General features: G+C 71.8%; 20 protein-coding genes and 1 tRNA gene. 4 read left to right on the plus strand and 17 right to left on the minus strand.

The genetic code is table 11. The annotated features are described in order from the left end of the window. Positions 1 to 86: 86 nt before the first annotated feature. Positions 87 to 3791: an AAA family ATPase gene (locus QRO03_RS02310; protein WP_285135916.1), complete on the minus strand. Its 3705-nt coding sequence runs from the start codon at positions 3789 to 3791 to the stop codon at positions 87 to 89. Positions 3792 to 3991: 200 nt separating this feature from the next. On the opposite strand from QRO03_RS02310, the gene QRO03_RS02315 reads away from it, so the two are divergent. Next, positions 3992 to 4525 (plus strand): methylated-DNA--[protein]-cysteine S-methyltransferase, encoded by a 534-nt coding sequence (locus QRO03_RS02315; RefSeq protein ID WP_285135917.1) that lies wholly within the window; start codon positions 3992 to 3994, stop codon positions 4523 to 4525. Positions 4526 to 4574: 49 nt separating this feature from the next. On the opposite strand, the gene QRO03_RS02320 is transcribed toward QRO03_RS02315, so the two are convergent. Together QRO03_RS02320 and QRO03_RS02325 are read right to left on the minus strand one after the other, a co-directional pair. After that, positions 4575 to 6191: a monocarboxylic acid transporter gene (locus QRO03_RS02320; protein WP_285135918.1), complete on the minus strand. Its 1617-nt coding sequence runs from the start codon at positions 6189 to 6191 to the stop codon at positions 4575 to 4577. Continuing rightward, positions 6188 to 6541 carry a DUF485 domain-containing protein gene (locus tag QRO03_RS02325; protein WP_285135919.1) on the minus strand — a complete coding sequence of 118 codons (354 nt, stop codon included), beginning with the start codon at positions 6539 to 6541 and terminating at the stop codon, positions 6188 to 6190. The genes QRO03_RS02320 and QRO03_RS02325 overlap by 4 nt, the downstream gene beginning before the upstream one ends. A gap of 139 nt (positions 6542 to 6680) precedes the next feature. On the opposite strand from QRO03_RS02325, the gene QRO03_RS02330 reads away from it, so the two are divergent. Together QRO03_RS02330 and QRO03_RS02335 are read left to right on the plus strand one after the other, a co-directional pair. Next, positions 6681 to 7532, plus strand: a complete 852-nt coding sequence (locus tag QRO03_RS02330; protein WP_285135920.1) for a helix-turn-helix transcriptional regulator — start codon at positions 6681 to 6683, stop codon at positions 7530 to 7532. Positions 7533 to 7645: 113 nt separating this feature from the next. After that, entirely contained in the window at positions 7646 to 7930 is a 285-nt protein-coding gene (locus tag QRO03_RS02335; protein WP_285135921.1) for a Fe-S cluster assembly protein HesB, read from the plus strand. 213 nt (positions 7931 to 8143) lie between these two features. On the opposite strand, the gene QRO03_RS02340 is transcribed toward QRO03_RS02335, so the two are convergent. The 14 genes from QRO03_RS02340 to QRO03_RS02405 form a co-directional block, all read right to left on the minus strand. Next, positions 8144 to 8869, minus strand: a complete 726-nt coding sequence (locus QRO03_RS02340) for a hypothetical protein (protein ID WP_285135922.1) — start codon at positions 8867 to 8869, stop codon at positions 8144 to 8146. Between the two features lie 223 nt (positions 8870 to 9092). After that, positions 9093 to 9863, minus strand: a complete 771-nt coding sequence (locus tag QRO03_RS02345; protein WP_285135923.1) for an enoyl-CoA hydratase/isomerase family protein — start codon at positions 9861 to 9863, stop codon at positions 9093 to 9095. Between the two features lie 10 nt (positions 9864 to 9873). Beyond that, positions 9874 to 11019 (minus strand): 1,2-phenylacetyl-CoA epoxidase subunit PaaE, encoded by a 1146-nt coding sequence (gene paaE, locus QRO03_RS02350; protein ID WP_285136436.1) that lies wholly within the window; start codon positions 11017 to 11019, stop codon positions 9874 to 9876. A gap of 8 nt (positions 11020 to 11027) precedes the next feature. Then, entirely contained in the window at positions 11028 to 11510 is a 483-nt protein-coding gene (gene paaD, locus QRO03_RS02355; RefSeq protein ID WP_502882996.1) for a 1,2-phenylacetyl-CoA epoxidase subunit PaaD, read from the minus strand. Continuing rightward, positions 11507 to 12406, minus strand: coding sequence for a 1,2-phenylacetyl-CoA epoxidase subunit PaaC (paaC, locus tag QRO03_RS02360; protein WP_285135924.1), 900 nt, complete (start codon positions 12404 to 12406; stop codon positions 11507 to 11509). The genes paaD and paaC overlap by 4 nt, the downstream gene beginning before the upstream one ends. Continuing rightward, on the minus strand, positions 12403 to 12708 hold the full coding sequence (gene paaB, locus QRO03_RS02365) for a 1,2-phenylacetyl-CoA epoxidase subunit PaaB (RefSeq protein WP_285135925.1): 306 nt from the start codon (positions 12706 to 12708) through the stop codon (positions 12403 to 12405). Before paaB ends, paaC begins: the two co-directional genes overlap by 4 nt. After that, positions 12708 to 13676 (minus strand): 1,2-phenylacetyl-CoA epoxidase subunit PaaA, encoded by a 969-nt coding sequence (paaA, locus tag QRO03_RS02370; RefSeq protein WP_285135926.1) that lies wholly within the window; start codon positions 13674 to 13676, stop codon positions 12708 to 12710. The genes paaB and paaA overlap by 1 nt, the downstream gene beginning before the upstream one ends. 288 nt (positions 13677 to 13964) lie before the next feature. Next, complete coding sequence (locus QRO03_RS02375) at positions 13965 to 15275, minus strand: AMP-binding protein (protein WP_285135927.1); 1311 nt, start codon at positions 15273 to 15275, stop codon at positions 13965 to 13967. Beyond that, positions 15272 to 15811 carry a hydroxyphenylacetyl-CoA thioesterase PaaI gene (paaI, locus tag QRO03_RS02380; protein ID WP_350224114.1) on the minus strand — a complete coding sequence of 180 codons (540 nt, stop codon included), beginning with the start codon at positions 15809 to 15811 and terminating at the stop codon, positions 15272 to 15274. Before paaI ends, QRO03_RS02375 begins: the two co-directional genes overlap by 4 nt. Positions 15812 to 15822: 11 nt before the next feature. After that, a complete protein-coding gene (paaZ, locus tag QRO03_RS02385) occupies positions 15823 to 17868 on the minus strand; it encodes a phenylacetic acid degradation bifunctional protein PaaZ (protein WP_285135928.1) in 2046 nt (681 codons plus the stop codon). Further along, a complete protein-coding gene (locus tag QRO03_RS02390; protein WP_285135929.1) occupies positions 17865 to 18764 on the minus strand; it encodes a 3-hydroxyacyl-CoA dehydrogenase family protein in 900 nt (299 codons plus the stop codon). The genes paaZ and QRO03_RS02390 overlap by 4 nt, the downstream gene beginning before the upstream one ends. Next, on the minus strand, positions 18761 to 19543 hold the full coding sequence (locus QRO03_RS02395) for an enoyl-CoA hydratase/isomerase family protein (protein WP_285135930.1): 783 nt from the start codon (positions 19541 to 19543) through the stop codon (positions 18761 to 18763). The genes QRO03_RS02390 and QRO03_RS02395 overlap by 4 nt, the downstream gene beginning before the upstream one ends. Positions 19544 to 20067: 524 nt before the next feature. Continuing rightward, positions 20068 to 20140, minus strand: a tRNA-Arg gene (locus QRO03_RS02400). Between the two features lie 105 nt (positions 20141 to 20245). Then, a complete protein-coding gene (locus QRO03_RS02405; protein ID WP_285135931.1) occupies positions 20246 to 20986 on the minus strand; it encodes an NRDE family protein in 741 nt (246 codons plus the stop codon). Positions 20987 to 21187: 201 nt separating this feature from the next. Here QRO03_RS02405 and coaBC point away from each other — a divergent pair, with 201 nt between their 5' ends. Then, positions 21188 to 22399, plus strand: a complete 1212-nt coding sequence (gene coaBC / locus QRO03_RS02410; RefSeq protein ID WP_285135932.1) for a bifunctional phosphopantothenoylcysteine decarboxylase/phosphopantothenate--cysteine ligase CoaBC — start codon at positions 21188 to 21190, stop codon at positions 22397 to 22399. Positions 22400 to 22560: the final 161 nt, after the last annotated feature.

A 22560-nucleotide genomic window follows, 5' to 3' on the forward strand; every position in this document is an offset into this window, starting at 1 on the left:
CGGAGGCCCCTGAGCCCGTCGAAGGGACCGGGACCGCGCGCGCCGCGTTGGCCCCGGCGGCATCCGGAGAATCGGTCATCGGGTGCTCAACCGGGCAGGTCGAGGGGCTCGGTCGTCGACTCGGGTGCGCCGGCGTCGGGCGCCGCTCCCAGCAGTTCGGCGATCCGCGACGCAACCCCCGCGGGGTCGCTGTAGAGGTCGAACGCGTGCACGCGGACGTAGTGCCAGCCGAGGCGTCGGAGGATCTGCGGGCGCAGTCGCAGCGTCTCGCGCAGCGACTCCCCGATCGTCTCGGGATCGCTCTCGGCGACGACGGCCTTGCCCTTGTAGCGGGCGACGAGCGGCAGCAGGCCGCGGTAGTCGACGTCGACCTCGACGCCGAGGCGGCGGAGTTCGCGTGCCAGGGCGCGGGTGAGCGGATCGGCGAGGTCTTCGAGACGACTCTCGCGGCTTCGCGACGCGACGTTGCCGAGGATGCCCATGAGGGTGGCCGCACCGTGCTCGAGGCGGCCGTCGTCGAACGCCGACGGACGGATGGACGACACGATCACCATCGAGCGGCGCGCGCGGGTCATGCCGACCGTGAGCAGACGCTCCCCGTCGGGGGTCGACAGGTCGCCGAAGTCGCTGAGCACGCGTCCGTGGCGGGTGAGGCCGAAGCCGAGCGAGAACACCACCCGGTCGCGACTCTCGGCCACCGACTCCTCGAGGGTGAGCACGGCGAAGGGCTCCGCGGCATCCCGCGAGACGAAGTCCGCCACGTCGGACCGGCCCGCCAGAGCGGCCACGACCGAGGCCCGCACGCGCTCGGCGTGCCGACGGCTGGCGGTGACGACCATGAGCGACTCGGACGCGCGGTTGACCGCGTGCTCGACGACGAGCGTGACGACGCGGGCGACTTCGGCGTCGGGGCTCTCGACCGCACCGCTCACGGGGTCGGGGGCTCCCACGCCGCCCTCGACGTAGTCGACGCTGAGGCTGCCGCGGCCGAGATACGACCCGGCCCACGGCAGCGAGACGATCTCGCCGCCGTAGAACGCGTCGTTCACCAGCTGCGAGAGGTCTTCCCCACCGGCGCGGTAGCTGCGGGTGAGCGTCTCGACGGGCAGCAGTTCGGCGATGCGCTCGAAGACGGAGGTCTCGTCGAACGGCACCTCGTCGGCGTCGTCGGGTGCCGTGGCGATCGACGCGCTCACGTGAAAAGGCGTGGGCTTCTGCACGACCGGGTCGCCGAACAGCACGACCTGGCGTGCACGGCGAAGCGCCGGCGCCGCCTCCGCGAGGCAGAGGGCCGCGGCATCCGCGATGATCACGACGTCGAAGGCCAGATCCTGCGGCACGTCGGGGACCTCGTAGGGGGAGGCGAGCCACACGGGCGCGAGCGTGCGCAGCAGGATCGGCGCGGCATCCGAGATCTCCTGCGCGGTGTGCAGGCCGTCCTTGAGCGCGCGCTTGAGGGCGGCGGCCTCATCGGCGTGGTCGACGATGCCGATGCGCCACTGCGTCGCCAGCTGCGCGGCCAACAGCGGTCCCGCGGCCGCGGCGTGCGCCTCGTCGACGAGACGGAAGTCGCGCTCGAGCCGGTCGACGACGCTCGTGTTGGCGCCCAACAGCGCGCGATCGGTGCGCAGCAGATGCTCGAGTGCCGACTGCCACCACGCGAATTCGAGCTCGGCGCCGACGCGCTCCTCGGGCACGTGGCGCACCGAGAGCTCGACGAGCAACTGCTCCAGACCGAGGCGGGCGAGTTCCGAGCGCAACTGCGCGCGCTCGACGAGGTTGTCGAAGAACGTCGACTCGGCGGCGAGTCCCGCGAGCGTCCGCACGAGGCGCTGCACCGGCAGCGTCGTGAGGCGCTCGGAGCCCTGACGGCCGAGGATCTGATCGAGCTCGCCGAGCAGGGCGTCGGTGCGCTGCCAGGCGACGTGCACGTCGGCCAGTCCCAGGGGCACCTCGGGCGCGACTCCGGCTTCGACCACGCGCTGCCACTCGGTGCGCTGCTGCTGGATGCGAACGAGCGCCTCGTACATGTCGGGCACGTGTACGCCCGGGCGCACATACTCCTTCGACAGGCGCTTGAGGCGACGGCGGTTGGGTCCGCTCATCGGCGACGCGTCTCGGCGCGGCGAGTGCGCGTCGATCAGCTCGCCGAGCGGGCGCTCGAACACCGTGGGGCTGAAGCGGTCGAGCGACTCGCGGATGCCCTGCAGGAGCTTGAGGTAGGCGCCGAGCTCCGAGACGGTCTGAAAGGGACGCATGCGCGTCTTGGCGATCAGCTCGTATCCGCGCTCGAGGAGCCGCGGCACCTCGTGGGCGTGGAGCTTGCCCGCGAGGTCGTGCGCCGCGCGCGCGTCTTCCGTGCGCGTGAAGCTCACGCCGTACCAGGGCGAGTCGTCGGGTCCGAAGCGGAACTCCCCCAGACGAGCGGCCATCGCGAGGGCTCGCGCCGCGGCGTCGCGCCGCCCGGCGAGCTTCTCGAGCGTCGCGAGATCGAATCGCGCCTCGGTCGAGGGAGCGGGCGAAACGGATGCCAACGACGTCAGCGCACGCAGGACCTCGAGGGCGGAGACGCCCAGGGCCAGGTGCGGCTCGGTCACCGCCGAGCGGTAATCGCGGAGGACCGTGCGCAGTCGCACCAGCGCGTCGTCGATCTCGGCGACCTTGGGCTGCTCGGCCTTCTCGTTGCGACTGATGGCGCGGATGAGATCGCGGCGCACGTGGTTGGGCGAGACGGCGAGGCCGGTGAGGCCGACCCCGGCGAGGCGGTGGCGGATGCCGTCGAGCGTCGACCGGCGCGCGCTCACGACGAGCACGCGCTTGTTGTCGCGGACGAGCTGGCCGACGGCGTTGATGACGGTCTGGGTGCCGCCCGTGCCGGGCAGGGTGTGTACGGCGAGGGAGTGTCCGGCGCCGATGCGGGCGAGCACGCGTTCCTGCTCGGCGTCGGCGTCGAGCAGCAGCGTGTCGGCCGCGGGGGTCCGCTCGTCGGGGCTCACGATCACGGGGTCGTCGCGGCGCACCGTGACCCGCGCCCGGTCGTCGTGGTGCCCGGCGAGCGCGTTCAGCAGCGGGTCGTCGAGGTGCTGGGTGTCACGGGCCATGCCCGACGCGACATCGGCGAACGACGAGATCACCAGGCGCGGGTGCACGACGAAGGTCGGCACGTGCGTGGTCAGACGGCGGATGTGGTCGATGACCGGTTGCGGCTTGAACACGCCCTGGTCGTAGGCGAGGCCGGCCAGGGCCGCGCTGTCGATCTGGATGCCGAGGTGCGTGCGGAACGCGCGAGCGAGCTCGGGGTTCATCACGAACGCACCGTGCAGCTTCAACTCGAAGTCGCCGTGGTGGCGGCGGATGGCGAGCGGGCGCAGCAGCACGGGGGCCGACCACTCCACTCCCCCGATCTTCCACGCCGACAGGCCCACGGCCAGGTGGACCGGCTCGAGACCGCGCGCGGTGCGCAGCTCGACGTTCTTCGCGGTGATGCGTTCGGCGGCCAGACGTGCCGTGCGCAACGCCACCTCGTCGCGGAAGAGGTTGGACAGCATGGTGGCGCGTCCGGTGATGAACTGCGGGAGCGAGCCCGGGTGCGCCTTGGTGATGTCGATCCCGGCGTCGCGGGCGTCGTCGAAGCGCAGCAGGGTCGATCGTCCGCCCAGGGCGGCCGCCTCCGCGCGGATACGGTCGCGCTCGGGGTCGGCGACGTGGCGGACCACGATGCCGGGCTCCGACAATCGCAGCTCGCCCGGATCGACGGACGAACCCGTCTCGTCTCCGTCGGTACCGCTCACGGCACCGTCCTCAGCTCGCCACACACCTGCCAGACTAAGCCGGGCACCTGAGGATCGCTTGCAGCGGGGGCGAGTTTCGCCCTAATTGGCGACACGCCGCCCCACCGGCGGTTCCTCCCCAGCGAGCGGGTCACCGGCATCCTCCACCGATCGCCCGAACGCCCCGGACGTCGGAGCTCGCGCCTCGTGAAGATGGGCCCATGAACAGAGTCACCAGCACCGAATACGACAGCCCCGTCGGGCCGGTCCTCCTCACCTTCGTCGACGACGCCCTCGTGCGCCTCCACGTCGCCCACGACGGGATCGACATCGCCCGTGCGGAGATCGCCCAGCGGCTGGGGGTGCTGCCCGACCCCGACCCCTCCCCCGGCGACCACCTCGCCCGTCAGCTCGACGAGTACTTCGACGGCGCGCGTCGTTCGTTCGAGGTGCCGCTCGATTGGCGTCTGGTGCGCGGTTTCACCCGTGACGCGCTCGAGGCGTCGCAACAGATCCCCTACGGGGAGGTCGCCTCGTACGGCGAGGTCGCCGCGATGGCCGGGGCGCCTCGCGCAGCACGAGCCGTGGGCACCGCGTGCGCGTCGAGTCCGTTCTCGATCGTCGTTCCCGTGCACCGGGTCGTTCGCGCCGACGGGTCGATCGGCGAGTACGGGGGCCACCCCGAGGTGAAGGAGTTCCTGCTCTCGCTCGAGAACGACACCGTGCTGGGCGAAGGACTGCGGGTCAGCGCGTAGACGTGCCGGTGCCCGGCCCCGCGGAGGCGGAGCCGGGCACCGGGTGTCGTCAGTGGTTCGACGCCTTCTCCGCACCGAACCCGGTGAGCGAGCGCACCTCCATCTCGGCGGCCTTACGCGGATCCTCCGCGGTGCGCGAGGTGACCGAGCCGAGCCAGCCGAGGAAGAACCCGAGCGGGATCGACACGATCCCGGGGTTGTTCAGCGGCCAGATGGCCACTCCCGTGTCGGCGAACACGCTTGTGGGCGTGCCCCAGAACACGGGCGAGAGGAAGATGAGCACGAGGGCCGAGCCGAGGCCGCCGTACATGCTCCAGACCGCTCCACGAGTGGTGAACTTGCGCCAGAAGAGCGAGAACAGGATGGTCGGCAGGTTCGCCGAAGCCGCGACCGCAAAAGCCAGCGCGACGAGGAACGCCACGTTCTGTCCCTGCACGCCGATGCCGCCGAGGATCGCCAGAACACCGATGACGATCACGGTGCGGCGGGCCACCTTGACCTCGCCGTCGGGCGGGACGTCGCCCTTCTTCACCACGTTGGCGTAGATGTCGTGCGCGAAGGAGGCCGCCGCCGTGATCGTGAGACCCGCCACCACCGCGAGGATCGTCGCGAACGCCACCGCCGAGATGAAGCCCAGCAGCAGCGGACCACCGAGGGCGAGGGCCAGTAGGGGCGCCGCCGCGTTGACGCCGCCGGGAGCGGCGAGGATCGCCTCCGACCCCACGAGAGCACCGGCGCCGTAGCCCAGCACCAGCGTGAGGATGTAGAAGAGCCCGATGAGCCAGATCGCCCACACGACCGAGCGACGCGCCTCCTTGGCGGTCGGCACGGTGTAGAAGCGCATCAGCACGTGCGGCAGTCCCGCGGTGCCGAGCACGAGGGCGAGGGCGAGCGAGATGAAGTCCCACGGGTTCTTCCCGTACTGGAGGCCCGGAGCCAGGACGGCATCCCCCTTCGGCGAGGCCGCCACAGCGCTCTCGAGGAGCGTGTTGAGGTTGAAGCCGTTGATCGCCAGCACCCAGACCGTCATGACCAGCGCGCCGCCGATGAGCAGGAACGCCTTGACGATCTGCACCCAGGTCGTCCCCTTCATGCCGCCGATCAGCACGTACACGATCATCAGGATGCCGACGACCCCGACGACGATCGACTGACCCACGCGTTCGGTGATCCCCAGGAGCAGCGACACGAGGCCGCCGGCCCCGGCCATCTGCGCGAGGAGGTAGAAGAAGCACACCGCCAACGTCGTGATGGCGGCGGCCATGCGGACCGGCCGCTCCTTCAGGCGGAACGACAGCACGTCGGCCATCGTGAACTTGCCGGTGTTGCGCATGAGTTCGGCCACCAGCAGCAGCGCGACCAGCCACGCCACGAGGAAGCCGATGGAGTAGAGGAAGCCGTCGTAGCCGTTGATGGCGATCGCACCGACGATGCCGAGGAACGACGCTGCCGACAGGTAATCTCCGGCGATCGCGAAACCGTTCTGCGGACCCGTGAACGACCGACCGGCGGCGTAGTAGTCGGCGGCGGTCTTGCTGTTGCGACTGGCCCGGATGACGATGAACAGAGTCACGGCGACGAACGCGCCGAAGATCGAGATGTTCAGCACCGGGTTGTTCTCGACCGTCTGTGCGGCCGCATCGATCTGGGCGAGCACGTCGTTCACGACCGACCCCCCTCAGTCCGCTCGAGCTCCTCGCGCAGCTGCTCGGCTCCCGGGTCGAGGCGGCGGTTCGCGTAGGCGACGTAGCCCATCGTGATGGCGAAGGTGGTGACGAACTGTCCGAGCCCGAACAGCAGCCCGACGGTGATCGCACCCGACACCGGCTGCGCCATGAACTCCGGAGCGAACGACGACAGTAGAACGTAGACGAAGTACCAGACGAGGAATGCCACCGCCAGCGGGAAGACGAAGCTGCGCTGCCGACGCTTCAACTCCTGGAACGGGGCGGACTCCTCGACCGCGATGTAATCGACGCCGCCCGTGGGGGCGTCGTCGATGCGACGATCCGTCATGTGGCCTCCTTGCCTCATGAGTCCGGCGCTGCACTGCGCCGAAAGGGGGGTGTGACCGGGCTGTGAAAACGCTCCCGGTGGTAGGGTCGACGCTACGAAACGCGGCGATGAGGCCGTCACCCCCGGAAGTAGGTAGTGCGTGGGAGCACCGTCCGCACTTCGAGACGACACGAGCCTGATCTCGCACGCCGTGGCCGAGCTCGCTCGCCGCACCCACTTCCCGGTCGCCTTCGGCGGCCTCGAGCACGACGGCGCCGTTCATGTCACGACCATCGTGGGCGCGCGAACGCGGAGCATCGAAGGTCTCGTGGTGCACGAGTCCCGCGGCCTGGGCGGCCGCGCCCTGCTCGAACGTCGTCCGCGGATGACGTTGGACTACCGCACCTCGCGCACGATCACGCACGACTACGACCGCGCCATCCTCGGCGAGGGCATCGCGACGCTCTTCGCCGTCCCCGTGCTCGTCGCGGGGGCGGCGCGCGGCGTGCTCTACTGCGGGTCGTGGGCGCAGACGCCGATCGGCGACGCCCAGGCGCGCCCGGCGTTCGACGTCGCCGGCGAGCTCGGCACCGAACTGCGCGTGCGCGCGGAGGTGGAGCGACGCCTTTCGGCGGCTCCCCCCGTCGAGGGTGGCCTCGGGGCCGGAGCGCGCGAGGAGATCCGCGAGAGCTACGCGCAGCTGCGCAGCATCGCCGCGACCGTCGGGGACGCGGACGTCCGCCGCCGCCTCGAAGACATCGAGGCGCGTCTCGCCGCACTCACCGGCGACGCCCCGGCCGCCGCGGTGGACTCCGATCTGCACCTCTCGCGAAGGGAGGTCGACGTACTGGCATGCGCCGCGGTCGGGTCGACGAACGGTGAGATCGCGGCATCCCTGGGTCTTCGCGAGACCACCGTGAAGTCGTACCTTGCCTCGGCGATGTCGAAGCTCGACGCCTCCACCCGCCACGCCGCGGTGACCCGCGCGCGGCGCGCCGGTCTACTTCCCTGACGTCTGAACGGCCGGTGGGAAACCCCTGGAAATGGCCGCGAGGAGTTGAGAGCCGCCGCGATTCTCGGCATCGTGGCTGGCTCCTGTCGTCGATCAGAAAAGGAGAGTCACCCATGCTGACGCTCACCGAAGAGGCCACGACCGCCGTCAAGACCATCACCGCGCAGTTCCCGGATGCCGCCCAGGGCGGCGTGCGCATCGCCGGAGCCGGATCGCCCGAGTCGCAGTTCGCGCTCTCGGTCGTCGGCGCCCCCGAGCCCGCCGACACCGTCGTGGAGAACGCCGGCGCGCGGGTCTTCCTCGACACCGATGCCGCGGTCGTCCTCGACGACCGCGTGTTGGACGCGCAGATCGACCCCCAGGGTTCGGTGCAGTTCGCGGTGACGAACGCCGCCTGACGCCCTCGCTGTGCGAAACGATGCCCCGGCCGCGTGCCGGGGCATCGTCGTGTCCGTGCTGCGCGGGAGCATCCCCGCGGTGCGATGGCCTCGCGTCATCCGTCGCGTGCCGTTCGGGCCGTGCGAAGACTTCTTGCCGCGGGCTGCAGCCGGGATGTCAGCGGGCGGCGGTTCCGACCGCGACCCTGCCCGACGGTGCGCGTGGGGGACTGATCAACCCGAGAAGACGACGACCTCGTCGTTTGCCGCGTCGTAGACGAACTGCAGGGCGGTGCCGACGGGGAGACTGGTCTGCGCGAGCTCGGGCGAGCCCTCACTCAGCAGGATCGCCGTGGCCGGGGGGAAGACGCCGGCGCCGCAGACGCCCATGACGAGGTTCTCGCCGTCGTAGGAGAAGCCGGATCCGTCGGCCTCGAGAAGCGCGGGCTGCCAGACCGTCATGCAGCGGGCGGTGCTCTCCGAATCCCGGTAGGAGGGCAGGGTCAGCGCGCGGAACCCCTCGAACTCGGCATAGGCGGTGACCTCGCCGGTGACGCCCCGCGCGAGGGAGCTCGGGACGTCGAAGTCCGGATCGGGCGACAGTCGAGCGATCTGCGTCGCACCGGTCTGCAGGGGGTCCGTCTGCACGCGTTGCACGAGGGTCAGGGCCGTGGCCAGGGTGGCGATCACGAGCGCCGCCGCCCCCAGCAGGATCACGGTCGAGCGACGCGGGCGCGGGAGGGAGAACCGCGGCGGGTCGGGAGCGGCATCCGGTGCCGGCTCGTCGCCGGGAACGACAGGCTCATGCTCGACGGGGGCAGGTGACGTCTCCTCCGCGTCCACCCGCGCCTCCAGCTCGACCAGTCGTCGCAGGGCGTGGGGGTCGGAGGCGATGTCCGCCGCCGGCGAGTACGCCCGTCGACGCAGCTGGGCGAGTTCTGCTTCCTCGTCGATCGACATGAGGCGATCTCATCACCCCGGACGGCCCTATGTCTCGCGTCAGACCGATCCGCGCCCGGATCGACCGGCGATCGTGTCCCACGTCGTGCAGCCCCGATCCGGTTCTTCCGCACCGATCGGGGCACGCTCCGACGGAGGCGCCTGCCGCATCCCCGTCGTGTCCCACGTCGTGCAGCCCCGACCCCTCAGACGTGCACCAAGCGGGACACGCGTGCCGCCGCCCTCAGCGACCCGCGAACTCCGGCGCGCGCTTCTCCTGGAACGCCGCGAAGCCCTCGCGGTAGTCGTCGCTGCGGGCGAGGGCCGCCTGTGCGCGGTTCTCGAGCGCCATCGCCTCCCACAGGCCCAGCCGCTCATCCCGGATGGCCGTCACGATGCGCTTGCTCGCGCGGAACGCCTCGGTGGGACCGGCCGCCGCGCGACGGGCGGCGAGCGCGGTGGCATCCTGGATCTCGGATGCCGGGACCACCCGCGAGAAGAGCCCGGCGCGGACGGCCTCCTCGCCGGTGAGCATGCGGCCGGTGTAGATGAGATCGAGCGTGGCGTGGGTGCCGAGGCGCTCGACGAACAGGGCGTGGCCGCCGGAGTCGAGCGCCGCCCCCAAGGCGGCGAACGGCGAGCCGATCCTGGCGTCGTCGGCGACGAAGACCACGTCGGTGGCGACGAGCAGGCCGAGGCCCACGCCGAGGCACGCGCCGTGGGCGGCGGCGAAGGTCGGCGCGGGGAACGCCGACATGCGGCGGAGCAGGGGCGCGAGCGTGTCGTCGAGGTATCCCGCGACGTCATCCGTGGCCGGGTCGACGCCCGAGATGTCGCGCCCGGCGCAGAACGAGGGTCCCTCACCGTGGAGCAGCACGGCGCGCGCAGCGTCGGCTTCGGCGCGGTCGAAGGCCTCGGCGAGTGCGCGCAGGTCATCGACTCCGAGCGCGTTGCGGCGCGACGGCGCGTTCAGGGTGATCTCGGCGAGACCGTCGGCGAAGGCGTAGTCGATCACGGCATCCCTCTCATCCGTCGTAGTCGACGCGGACGACGTCGGTACGCGGGTGCGACTGGCAGGTGAGGACGTAGCCGCGCTCGATCTCGTCGGGCTCGAGCGCGTAGTTCTCGGTCATCGACACGGCGCCCTCGATGACGCGGGCGCGGCAGGTGCCGCACACCCCTCCCGCGCAGGCGAACGGCACGTCGGGGCGCACGCGGAGGGCGGCGGCCAGGATCGTCTCGTTCGCGGCGACCGGGCTCTCCACCGCGGCGGACTGCCCGTCGAGGGTGAACGCGATGCGGCGCACCGCCTCGTCGGCGCGGACGCGCAGGGGGCGCGCACCGCCGGTCTGCGCGGGGGCGTCGCCGTCGCCGGCGGTGAACAGCTCGAAGCGGACACGCTCTCGCGGCACGCCCACCTCGTCGAGCACCGCGCGGCACAGCTCGACCAGCGCGTACGGTCCGCAGAGGAACCACTCGTCGACGGATGCCGCGTCGATGAGCCGCGACAGGATGAGGCGCAGACGTTCCTCGTCGATGCGACCGGAGAACACCGGTGCGGTGCGCTGCTCGCGCGACAGGACGTGGTGAAGCGTCAGTCGAGCCGGGTAGCGGTCCTTCAGGTCGGCGAGTTCGTCGACGAACATCACGTCGGTCGACGAGCGATTGGCGTACACGATCGTCATGCGCGTCTCGGCGGATCGCTCGAGCACGCCCGCGGCGAGCGCCATGATCGGCGTGATCCCCGACCCCGCGGCGATCGCGACCACGTGGCCGGTGGCCGTCGAGGCCCTCGAGACGAAGGTGCCCTGCGGGCTCATGACGTCGATCTCGTCGCCGGGACGCAGGCCCTCGTGCGCCCACGACGAGAAGCGGCCCTCGGGGTCGCGTTTGATGCCGACGCTGAGCGAGCCGCGCGCGGGCGGGCGGCACAGCGAGTACGAACGGCGCAGTTCCTCCCCGTCGACGCGGGCACGCAGTGCGACGTACTGGCCGGGGGCGTAGTCGAACGCGTCGGCGAGATCGTCGGGGACGGCGAAGGTCACCTCCATCGCCGTCGGCGTGAGCGGGCGCACGTCGGCGACCCGCAGGGTGTGGAAGCGGGCGCGGGCGCGCGGGGTGTCGGCGCGCTCGGCGGCGACTCCCGTGGGGCTCGGGGGCGTGGCATCCATCGTCGTCATCAGAGCGCCTTGAAGTGGTCGAAGGGCTCGAGGCACGCACGGCACTCCCAGTGCGACTTGCACGAGGTGGAGCCGAACCGGGAGACCTCGCGCGTGTCGAGGGAACCGCAGCGCGGGCAGGCGACGCTGAGCTTCACGCGGATGGGACCCGCCGGCGCGCGGCCGGTGGGCGGGGCGATGCCGTAGGCCGTGAGCTTGCGCTTGCCGGCCTCGCTCATCCAGTCGGTCGTCCACGCGGGGGCGAGGGTGGTCTTCACGACGACGCGCTCGAAGCCGGCCGAGGTGAGCGCGAGAACGATGTCGTCGCGGATGGCGTCGACCGCGGGGCACCCCGAGTACGTCGGGGTGATCGTGACCGTGACGGTGTCGCCGTCGAGGCGCACGTCGCGGAGCACCCCGAGATCGGCGATCGTGAGCACCGGAACCTCGGGGTCGACGACCGCCGCAGCGAGGTCGCGCGCGCGCTCGAGCACGGCGGTCACCAGGTCGCCCCGGGGTGGCGGCGGGCGAGCACCTGCATCTCGGCGAGGAGCGGCCCGAAGGCGGGATGGTGGATGCCGCGGCGTCCACCGGCGGACGATCCCGGGATCGCGGGGACCGGCACATCCTCTTCCGCGAGGACCGCGGCCAGTACGTCGTCGACACGCCCGCGCAGCGACGAGGGGCGCACCGCCGCATCGCCCAGACGGTCGTGCAGCGGCTCGTCGCGGAAGAGCTCGTCGAGGAACGGCCAGGTGTCGTCGAGCGCGATGAGCAGGCGTCGGCGCGATTCGTCGGTCCCGCCGGCCAGCCGCAGGGTCCATTGCACGGCGTGGTCTCGGTGGTAGTCGACCTCTTTCTCCGCCTTGGCCGCGACGGCCGCGAGGACGGGATCGGTGGATGCCGTGAGCTCGCGGTACAGCTCGAGAAGGAAGGCCGAGGCGAGGAGCTGACGCGCGATGGTGTGCGCGAAGTCGCCGTTCGGGAGTTCGAACAGCCAGGCGCTGCGGAATTCGCGTTCGTCGCGCCAGTACGCGAGGTCGTCCTCCCCGCGGCCGTCGTGGCTGCCGGCGTAGCGCAAGAGGGAACGGGCGTGGCCGAGCAGATCGAGGGCGATGTTGCCGAGGGCCACGTCCTCTTCGAGTTCGGGCGCGCGGGCGACCCATCCGCAGAGGTTCTGCGCCAGGATGAGCGCGTCGTCGCCGAGGCGCATCGCGTAGGCGGCGACGTCGGGATCGACGGCGCGTTCCTCTCCCCCGGCGAACTCGGCGGAGAGCTCTCGCGCGTCGAGCGAGACGTCGCCGTGCGGATCGTCACCGTGCGGGTCGGGGGCTCCCCTCGGCCCTGGTCCCTGAGCCTGTCGACGGGACCGGTGCCCGGGATCGATCGCGGAGCTCACAGGTGCGGCACCCCCTCGGACGCGGTGTAGTACACCGCGTGGCGGTAATTCTTCCCGGCCGGCGACTCGAAGAACGCGCCCTTCGCTCCCGGATCGCTGGTGGTCACGGCATCCGAGGGCACGACCCACACCGACACTCCCTCTCCGCGGCGCGTGTACAGGTCGCGGGCGTTGCGCACGGCGAGCTCGGCGTCGGGCGCGTGGAGCGAGCCGACGTGGACGTGGCTGAGGCCGCGGCTCGCGCGCACGAACACCTCCCACAGGGGCCAGGTCTCGGCGGGGCTGCCGCCGGGCGTGGCCATCAGGCGACCTCTTCCTCGGTGCGGCGCTGCTTCTTCGCGGCGTACGCCGCGGCCGCCTCGCGCACCCACGCACCCTCTTCGTGGGCGTCGCGGCGGTGGCGACGGCGCGAGGTGTTGAGCGGTCCGCGCCCGGCGAGCACCTCGTGGAACTCGGCCCAGTCGATCTCGCCCATCTCGTACCGCCCGGTCTCCTCGTCGAAGCGCAGCTCCGGGTCGGGGAGGGTGACACCGAGCACGGCTGCCTGCGGAACGAGCATCGACACGAAGCGCTGGCGCAGTTCGTCGTTGCCGAAGCGTTTGATGTTCCACGCCATCGACTGCGCCGAGTTGGGCGAGTCGTCGTCGGGGGGCCCGAACATCATGAGGCTCGGCCAGTACCAGCGGTCCACGGCATCCTGAGCCATCTCGCGCTGCGCCTCGGTGCCCCGCATCAGGGTGAGCAGGATCTCGAACCCCTGCCGCTGGTGGAACGACTCCTCCTTGCAGATGCGCACCATCGCGCGGCCGTAGGGTCCGTACGACGCCCGGCACAGCGGCACCTGGTTGCAGATCGCGGCGCCGTCGACGAGCCACCCGATCGCACCCATGTCGGCCCAGGTGGGGGCGGGGTAGTTGAAGATCGACGAGTAGCGTGCCTTCCCGTCGACGAGCTGCTGCGTCATCTCGTCGCGTGTGATCCCGAGGGTCTGCGCGGCGGAGTAGAGGTACAGGCCGTGCCCGGCTTCGTCCTGCACCTTGGCGAGCAGGATCGACTTGCGCTTGAGGCTCGGGGCACGGGTGATCCACGCCCCCTCGGGCTGCATGCCGATGATCTCGGAGTGCGCGTGCTGGGAGATCTGCCGGATCAGGGTGCGGCGGTACCCCTCCGGCATCCAGTCGCGCGGTTCGATGCGGCCGTCGGCCTCGATGAGGGCGTCGAACAAGGCCTCGCCGTCGTGGACCTCGGGGGCGGGTGCGGTCATCGTCATCGTCGACTCCTTTTACAGACCGATCGTTCAGTAAAGTGTATCCGCGGCGGTGACGACCCGCAACGGGACACCCCACGGCGAGACCGCACCCCGTTGCCGAGACCGCATCCGATCGGCGCCGAACGCGTGCGGTTTCGGCGACGCCGTGCGGTTTCGACGACCCCGTGCGGTTTCGGCGACGCCGTGCGGTCTCGGCGACGCCGGGCGGCCCCGACGCCACCCGGCCCGGGCGCCCGCCGGTCGGCCCCGACGCCACCCGCCCGGGCGCCCGCCGGTCGTGGCGACGCGTCAGCGCAGGTCGTACACGCGCTTGTACTTGCCCTCGCTGCGGGGCAGAACGCCGGGCTCCTCGACGCGCACGTCGACGGTGGTGCCGACGAGCACCTTGATGCGCTGCCGCAGCACGACGCCGGCCGCCTCGCACACGTCCCGCGCGAGGGCGGGGTGGCGTTCGATGCGCACGGTCATGGCATCCATTCGTCCCTCGCGGCGCAGCTCGAGGACGAAGTGCGGGGTGAGCGTCTCGATGCCGAGGACGATCTCCTCGATCTGCGTCGGGAAGAGGTTCACGCCCCGCAGGATGATCATGTCGTCGTTGCGGCCGGTGATCTTCTCGATCCGTCGCATCGCCGGAAAGGCCGTACCCGGCTGCAGCCGGGTGAGATCGCGGGTTCGGTAGCGGATGACGGGGAAGGCCTCCTTGGTGAGGGAGGTGAAGACCAGTTCGCCGAGCTCGCCGTCGGCCACGGGATCGCCGCTGACGCCGTCGACCACCTCGGGGAGGAAGTGGTCCTCCCACACGTGCGGACCGTCTTTGGCGAGGGCGCTCTCGGATGCCACGCCCGGGCCCATCACCTCGCTCAGGCCGTAGATGTCGACGGCGACGACGTCGAGGCGACGCTCGATCTCGCGGCGCATCTCGTTCGTCCACGGTTCGGCGCCGAGCACCGCGACCCTGAGCGATGTCGAGCGGGGATCGACGCCGGCCGCCTCGAGCGCGTCGGCGATGGTGAGCAGGTAGCTGGGCGTGCAGAGGATGGCGTCGGGCGCGAAGTCCTGGATGAGCTGCGCCTGCCGTGCGGTCTGCCCGCCCGACATCGGGATGACGGTCGCACCGAGTCGCTCGATGCCGGCGTGTGCGCCGAGGCCGCCCGTGAACAGCCCGTAGCCGTAGGCGTTGTGCACGCGGTCCCCCGCGCGGATGCCCGCCGCGCTCAGCGAGCGCGCCACGAGGTCGGCCCAGCGGTCGAGGTCGCCGGCGGTGTAACCGACGACCGTCGGGCGCCCGGTCGTCCCGGACGACGCGTGGATACGACGCACGTCCCCCATCGGCACGGCGAACATGCCGAAGGGGTAGGTCTCGCGCAGGTCGGCTTTGGTCGTGAAGGGCAGCCGCCGGATGTCGTCGAGGCTCCGGACGTCGTCGGGGTGGACGCCGGCCCGATCGAACTTCTGCCGGTAGAGGGCGACGTGCTCGTACGCGTGCCGCACGGTCCACCGCAGGCGCTCGAGCTGCAGCGCCCGCAGACGCTCGAGCGGGATGCCGGCGGGATCGACGGATGCCAGGAAGTCCGGGCGCGACGCGGTGGTCAGAGTCATCGGGACACCTCCGTGGACGTGAGCGCTCCCTCGCGCTCGGGGGCGGGGTCGTGGGGTGGGCGGGGGCCGGAGGCTTCGACAGGCTCAGCCACCGGCTCGACCTCAGCCGCCGGCAAAACCGAGGTCCCTGAGCCTGTCGAAGGGACCAGGGGCACTGCCGTCGGACGCCGGTCGGTCGTGATGCTGCGGCCGCGCACCTCGGCGACGAGGTCGCCCGTCTCATCCGTCACCCGGATGTCGTACAGGCCCGTGCGGCCGCTGCGCGCGCGGCGAATCGCGGTCGCAGTGAGCGTCTGCCCCGCGGTCGTGGACTTCAGGAAGGTGACGTCGGCGCCGCCGGCGACGGTCACCCGTTCGTCCTCGTTGCACGCGATCGCGAACGCGGTGTCGGCGAGGGCGAACACGAGGCCGCCGTGGGTGATGGCGAAGCCGTTGAGCATGTCGTCGCGCACGATCATCGACACGCGGGCCTCCCCCGGCGCGTCGCGCTCGACGACCATGCCGAGCATCTGCGACGCGCGATCGCGCTGCATCATCGGCCGAAGGCTCATGCCGGCACCGGCGCGGGCCGCCACGTCTTCGCCACGAGCGTCAACACGTCGTACTGCGCGACGATCTCGGCATCCTGGTTGCGGATGACGGCATCCCACCGCACCTCGCCGTACTCGTCCGTCTCGCGCGGGGTGATCTGCTTGGCGGTGAGGGCGACGCGGATGCGGTCACCGGGCGAGACCGGGGTGACGAAGCGGAGGTTCTCCAGGCCCGAGTTCGCCAGCACCGGACCCGGTGCCGGGTCGACGAACAGCCCCGCCGCCCACGACACGAGCAGGTACCCGTGCGCGACGCGCCCCGGGAAGAAGGGGTTCGCCGCGGCCGACTCCTCGTCCATGTGGGCGTAGAAGGTGTCGCCCGTGAATCTCGCGAAGACCTCGATGTCGTCGAGGGTGACCTCGCGTTCGGCCGACTCCACGGCATCCCCGATCCTCAACTCCGAGAGGGGTTTGCGGAAGGGGTGGATGCCGCCGGTGTCGGTGTCGGCGCCCGGATGCCACACCCCGGTGAGCGCGGTCAGCATGCGGGGCGAGCCCTGGACGGCCGTCCGCTGCATGTAGTGGAGCACCGAGCGGATGCCGCCGAGTTCCTCGCCCCCGCCGGCGCGGCCGGGGCCGCCGTGCACGAGGTGCGGAACGGGCGCCCCGTGGCCCGTGGAGGTGCGGGCGTCGTCCCGGTCGAGGAACAGCACGCGCCCGTTCATGGCGCCCGTGCGCGTGAGCAGCTCGGTCGCGACGTCGGGATCGTGGGTGGCGACGCTCGTGACGAGCGAGCCGCCGCCCCGGCTGACGATGGTCGCGGCATCGGCGACGTCGGTGTATTCGACGATGCTGGCGACGGGACCGAAAGCCTCGATGTCGTTGACGGCCGGGGTCGCGGCGTCCGCGAAGGCCAGCAGCATCGGCTGCAGGAAAGCACCATCGGCGGACATCCCCTGAGGCGGCTCGGCCGACCCGACGACGAAGCGTCCGCCGGCGTCGGTGAGCACCCGCACCTGCCGCAGCACCTCGTCGCGCTGCGCGAGGGAGACGACCGGCCCCATCGTCACGCCCTCGTCGCGCGGGTCGCCGATGACGACGCGCTCCGTGATCTTCTGCCGCAGCGCCTCGGCCACGGCATCCGTCATCCCCGTCGGCACGATCGCGCGGCGGATCGCGGTGCACTTCTGACCCGCCTTGGTGGTGAGCTCGGCGAGCAGCTGCTTGACGTACGCGTCGAACTCGGGGGTGCCGGGTGCGGCGTCGGGGCCGAGGATCGAGGCGTTGATCGAGTCGGTCTCGCTCGTGAACCGGACGCCCGGTCTCGCCTGGGAACGCAGCCGTTCGGCGGTGGTGGCGCTACCGGTGAAACCGACGGTGTCGCCGAGATCGAGCAGGTCGAACAGACCCGGAACGCTCCCGCTGACCAGCTGCAGCGAGCCCTCGGGAAGCAGCCCCGACTCCACCGCGATCCGCACCCACGCCTCGGCGATGTACGCCGTGGGCGTCGCGGGCTTGACGATCGTGGGGAGGCCGGCGAGGAAGGCCGGCGCGAACTTCTCGAGCGCGCCCCACATCGGGAAGTTGAAGGCGTTGATCTGCACCGCGACACCGGGGAGGCGCGTGTAGACGTGCCGGCCGAGGAACGAACCGTCCTTCGACAGGGGCTCGATCGGACCGTCGAGCACGACCCTGCCCGCGGGCAGTTCGCGACGCGCCTTGGAAGAGAAGGTGAACAGCACGCCGATGCCGCCGTCGATGTCGCTGAGCGAGTCACGGCGGGTCGAGCCGGAGCGCTCCGACAGGGCGTAGAGCTCTTCGCGGCGGTCGTTCAGGGCGATCGCGAGGTTCTTCAGCACCATCGCGCGCTGGGGGAACGTGAGCGCGCCGAGGCTCTTCTGCCCCGCGGTGCGCGCGTGGGCGACGGCGCCGGCGAGGTCGAGGCCGCGGGTGCTGACCCGCACGATCTCTTCGCCGGTCGACGCGTCGCGCACGATCGCGGCATCCGGATCGCCCTCGGGCGTCCACCAGGCGCCCTTTGCATAGCTCGGCAGAAACGTCATCGATCGCTCCATTCGTAGAAACCGCGGCCGGTCTTGCGGCCCAGATGCCCCTCGGCCACGAGCCGCCGGAGCAGCGCGGGCGGGGCGAAGCGAGCGCCGTACGCGCGCTCGAGTTCCTCGGCGATCCCGAGGCGCACGTCGAGTCCGACGATGTCGGTCGTGCGGAGGGGACCCATCGGATGCCGGTACCCCAGCTCCATCGCCGTGTCGATGTCGTGGGCCGAGGCGACCCCGTCTTCGAGCATGCGGATGGCCTCGAGTCCCAGGGCCACCCCGAGGCGGCTCGATGCGAAGCCCGGCGCATCGCGCACGACGACGGCGGTCTTTCCGATGGCGTCGACCCACTGCGTGGCCCACTCGATCACCCCCGGTGCGGTATGTGCCCCGGCGACCACCTCGACGAGGGCGGAGGCGGGCACCGGGTTGAAGAAGTGCAGGCCGAGGAAGCGCGCGGGCCGGCGCAGAGATGCGGCGAGCGCGTCGATCGAGATCGAGGAGGTGTTGGATGCCACCACCGCGGCGTCGTCGATCACCCCCTCGATCCGCGAGAGGGCGTCGAGCTTGAGTGCGCGGTCTTCCGGGACGGCCTCGACGACGAGCCCCGCGCCGGCGAAGGCGGCGGGGTCGGTGCCGGCGGTGAGGGCGTCGGCATCCGGGACCGTCCTCCCCCGCGCGGCGGAGCGCTCCAGGTCGGCCTCGACCCGGGCGCGGGCCTGGCGGGCGGCGTCGGCGTCGCGTTCGACGATGTGCACCCGGCAGCCGGCGAGCAGGAAAGCGTGCGCGATACCCGCTCCCATCCGACCTCCGCCGAGGACGCCGACGGTGAGGGGAAGGGATGCCGGGGGGCGATCAGCCGCCGACGCGCCGACGCTCGGGGCGGCGGAGTGGACGGTCACTTCTTCCTCTCCAGGAACGCGGTCATGCGCCGGTGCTTGTCGTCACCGTCGAACAATTCGGCCTGCAACTCGCCGTCGATCGCGGGGTGCGCGGCGCGTGGCGCCAGGAGAGCACGCTTGGTGAGCACCGTGGCGCGGGCGGAGTTCGCCGCGATCCGGTCGGCGATCGCGTGCGCGCCGTCGAGCAGGCCGTCGGGCTCGTGCACACTCGACACCAGACCCCAGGCGAGGGCCTCGTCGGCGTCGATCGTGCGGCCGGTGAGCAGCAACTCACTCGCTCGCGCGTGCCCCACGATCTCGGGCAGGCGCCACGATGCTCCCGCCGCGGCGATGATGCCGAGCCCCGGCTCGGGGTTGCCGAAGCGCGCGCGCGAGGTCGCGATGCGGATGTCGGCCGCGTACGCGAGCTCGGCGCCGCCGCCGAGTGCGAAGCCGTCGACCGCGGCGATGACGGGCATCGGCAGGTGGCGGACGCGGTCGAAGACGGTGGCGTTGATGCCGCGGCGCGCGTCGTCGCCCGTGCGGTCGCGGAGCTCCGCGATGTCTGCTCCGGCGGCGAAGATCCCGCCCGCTCCCGTCACGATGAGGGTGCGGGGCCGCTCCTCGAGCTGGGCGCAGAGCGCGTGCAGCTCATCGACCGTGGACTGGTCGATCGCGTTGCGCCGGTCGGGGCGGTCGAGGGTCGCGACGACGCGGTCGTCCGTCGTCTCGATCCGCAGGCGCGGCGCCCCCTGCTCGACGGGGGTGCGTGCACCGCCGGTGAGAATCGCGTCCGACATCGCCGTCCTCTCCCCCGCCGGCTTCGGCGGGGTCGTCCTTCCTCGACTCCGAGGTTTTCCGACCGATCGTTCAGTAATCATGCCAGGCGGATGCTCCGGCGGCAATGCGCACCCCGGGATCCCCGACCGCGCCGGGCGCGAGCCGTGGCCGTGAAGGGGCGTCGGTGGCGTCGGTGTCGTCGGTGTCGCCGGTGTCGCCGGTGTCGCTGGTGTCGCCGGGGGGGGCGGGTCGCCGGTGTCGCCCGGGCGTCGGTGTCGCCGGGGCGTCGGTGTCGCCGGGGCGCCGGTGTCGCCGGTGTCGCCGGGTCGCCGGTGTCGCCGGTGTCGCCGGTGTCTCGGTGTCTCGGTGTCTCGGTGTCGTCGGTGTCGTCGGTGTCGTCGGTGTCGTCGGTGTCGCTGGTGTCGCCCGGGCGTCGGTGTCGCCGGGGCGTCGGTGTCGACGGGGCGCCGGTGTCGACGGCCGAGCGATCCCGCCGAGAGCCGACGGCGACTCGCCCCGCCGCCAGCGACGACGGATGAAACGGTGCCCCCGACAGGATTCGAACCTGCGACGCCCGCGTTAGGAGTGCGGCGCTCTATCCCCTGAGCTACGAAGGCGGGATGCCATCAGTTTAGTGCGCGGCGATCGGCGGGGCGGATGCGCGTTCGACGAGCGCCCCGGCGGTCACCGCTCGGGCTGAGGGCTGCAGCGACCGAGGCGCCTCAGCCGGCGACGTCCGGGTCGCCGACACGACGACGCAGCCCCTCGATGAGCCCGTCGTCCCAGCGGCCGGGCTCGGCGGGGGTCGCCTGACGCACGTCGACTCCCTCCGCTCCGATGCTCGCGACGCACACCAGCAGCGACTCGAGCACGTGCCCGTCGTGGGCGTCCCGCCGCAGCACCGACGCGGACGGGTCGCCGGTGGCGCGTGCGACGACGTCGAGCCACGGCATCCACCAATCCTCGCCCGCTCCGGTACCGGCACGACGGAAGTCCTCGAGCCACCGCCCGATGCGCGGAGTGACCGGGTCGTCGACCTCGTGGTGAGCGATCATGTGGGTGCCCGGCGCGATCCGCGAGCGCTGCGCGACGAGGCCGTCCCACTCCACGAGGTGGGCGCCGTCGGCATCCACCTCGACAAGATTGAAGCCGCGCGTGACCGGACGGTCCGGGATGCCGTCCCCCACCGCGTCGAGCGGAATCGCGCCGCGGCTGACGACCTCGTCGTCCGAACGGGTGGACAGGTCCTGCCGGTTGAGCAGCACCGCCAGTCGTCCCGCGACGGGGTCGACCGCCAGCCACGCACCGCCCGCGCGGTCGTCGCGGACACCCAGGATGCCGCCGCGCTCCGGCCACCACGGTCCGAGGCCGCGCCACGGCCGATCGCGCTCCTCGTCGCGGACGGCGAGCAGGCGTACAGGCTCACCGGCGGTCTCCGGAACGTCGATCACGACCGTGCACATTCCTTCCACGCTACCCGCGCCCGATCGCGGTGGGCTCAGCCCGATCGCCGCGCCCTCATCCGCCACGAGACGGGGCTCCGCCCCGGAGCACGCCCATCGGACCACGTCTCCCCCGGTCCTCACGGCATCCCGTGTTCTCGTGGCGCGGCGCGCGAGCAACCGGCCGCCCCGCCGCGGCGGTCGACCTGGAAGACTGGGACGATGTTCGTCGTCGTGGGAGTGACCGGGGGCATCGCGGCCTACAAGACCGTGAGCCTCGTGCGACTGCTGGTGAAGGCGGGGCACGATGTGCACGTCGTCCCGACAGACGACGCGTTGCGGTTCGTCGGCCTGCCGACGTGGGAGTCGCTCAGCCGCAACCCCGTCACGACGTCGGTGCACGACGACGTCGCGAGCGTGCGTCACGTCGGCCTCGGCCAGGCCGCCGATCTCGTCATCGTCGCTCCGGCCACCGCGAACACCCTCGCCGCCATGGCCGCGGGGTTGGCATCCGATCTGCTGGGCACGACGCTGTTGGCCACGACCGCGCCGGTCGTCGTCGCCCCGGCGATGCACACCGAGATGTGGCGGCATCCGGCGACGACGCACAACATGGGGGTGCTCCGCGACCGGGGCGTGCATGTGGTCGGTCCCGCCGACGGCGTGCTGACGGGCGGAGACTCCGGGCCCGGGCGCATGTCGGAGCCTGAGGAGATCGTCGCCGCCGCCCTCGCCCTCGTCGAGCGCCCCCGAGACCTCCAGGGTCTGTCGATCGTCGTGAGCGCCGGCGGCACACGTGAGCCCATCGATCCGGTGCGCTACCTCGGCAACCGTTCCAGCGGACGGCAGGGCGTCGCGATCGCCCGAGCCGCCGCCGACCGCGGCGCCGACGTCACCCTGGTCGCGGCGCACCTCGACGCCGACGTACGGCCGGATGCGCGGGTCGAGGTCATCGCCGCCGGCACCGCCGAGGAGCTCGGAAGGACGATGGATGCCGTCTCCCCCGGCGCCGACGTCGTCATCATGGCCGCGGCGGTCGCCGACTACTCCCTCGCGTCGATCGCCGAGGGGAAGCTCCGCAAGCAGGACTTCCCCGGCGCGCTGACCCTCGAGCTGGTGGAGAACCGCGACATCGTGGCGGGGCTCGTCGAACGTCGCCGGCCGGGGCAGACCGTCGTCGCGTTCGCCGCCGAGACGGTGACCGGCGACGAGGAACTGCGCGAGCGCGCCCGCGCGAAGGCGATCCGAAAGGGCGTCGACCTGCTCGCCGCGAACGCGGTCGGGTGGACGCAGGGCTTCGAGGCCGTCGACAACGCGCTCACGATCGTCGACGGCGACGGGGAGGTCGTCGCCACGGCATCCGGTTCGAAGGACGACACCGCGCACGCGCTGCTCGACGCGGTCGTGGCGGCGCGGCTCTCCGGCATCGGCTGATCGCCGTCGCGACCGATCGACGTGGTCACGGCGGCGCGGCTCTCCGGCACCGGCTGATGGTCGTCGCGATCGATCGACGTGGTCACGGCGGTGCGGAGACGCGGCGGTGCGGCGGTACGGCGGTGCGGCGGTACGGCGGTACGGCGGTACGGCGGTACGGC

This window comes from Microbacterium sp. lyk4-40-TSB-66, from assembly GCF_030209475.1.
Classification (GTDB): Bacteria; Actinomycetota; Actinomycetes; order Actinomycetales; family Microbacteriaceae; genus Microbacterium.

What these genes read in the sequence shown, in the direction of transcription:
- QRO03_RS02315 (WP_285135917.1), top strand. Translation starts at nt 3,992, where the DNA reads ATGAACAGAGTCACCAGCACCGAATACGACAGCCCCGTCGGGCCGGTC.
- QRO03_RS02325 (WP_285135919.1), bottom strand. Translation starts at nt 6,541, where the DNA reads ATGACGGATCGTCGCATCGACGACGCCCCCACGGGCGGCGTCGATTAC.
- QRO03_RS02335 (WP_285135921.1), top strand. Translation starts at nt 7,646, where the DNA reads ATGCTGACGCTCACCGAAGAGGCCACGACCGCCGTCAAGACCATCACC.
- QRO03_RS02340 (WP_285135922.1), bottom strand. Translation starts at nt 8,869, where the DNA reads ATGTCGATCGACGAGGAAGCAGAACTCGCCCAGCTGCGTCGACGGGCG.
- paaE (WP_285136436.1), bottom strand. Translation starts at nt 11,019, where the DNA reads ATGGATGCCACGCCCCCGAGCCCCACGGGAGTCGCCGCCGAGCGCGCC.
- paaB (WP_285135925.1), bottom strand. Translation starts at nt 12,708, where the DNA reads ATGGCCACGCCCGGCGGCAGCCCCGCCGAGACCTGGCCCCTGTGGGAG.
- paaA (WP_285135926.1), bottom strand. Translation starts at nt 13,676, where the DNA reads ATGACGATGACCGCACCCGCCCCCGAGGTCCACGACGGCGAGGCCTTG.
- QRO03_RS02375 (WP_285135927.1), bottom strand. Translation starts at nt 15,275, where the DNA reads ATGACTCTGACCACCGCGTCGCGCCCGGACTTCCTGGCATCCGTCGAT.
- paaI (WP_350224114.1), bottom strand. Translation starts at nt 15,811, where the DNA reads ATGATGCAGCGCGATCGCGCGTCGCAGATGCTCGGCATGGTCGTCGAG.
- paaZ (WP_285135928.1), bottom strand. Translation starts at nt 17,868, where the DNA reads ATGACGTTTCTGCCGAGCTATGCAAAGGGCGCCTGGTGGACGCCCGAG.
- QRO03_RS02395 (WP_285135930.1), bottom strand. Translation starts at nt 19,543, where the DNA reads ATGTCGGACGCGATTCTCACCGGCGGTGCACGCACCCCCGTCGAGCAG.
- QRO03_RS02405 (WP_285135931.1), bottom strand. Translation starts at nt 20,986, where the DNA reads ATGTGCACGGTCGTGATCGACGTTCCGGAGACCGCCGGTGAGCCTGTA.
- coaBC (WP_285135932.1), top strand. Translation starts at nt 21,188, where the DNA reads ATGTTCGTCGTCGTGGGAGTGACCGGGGGCATCGCGGCCTACAAGACC.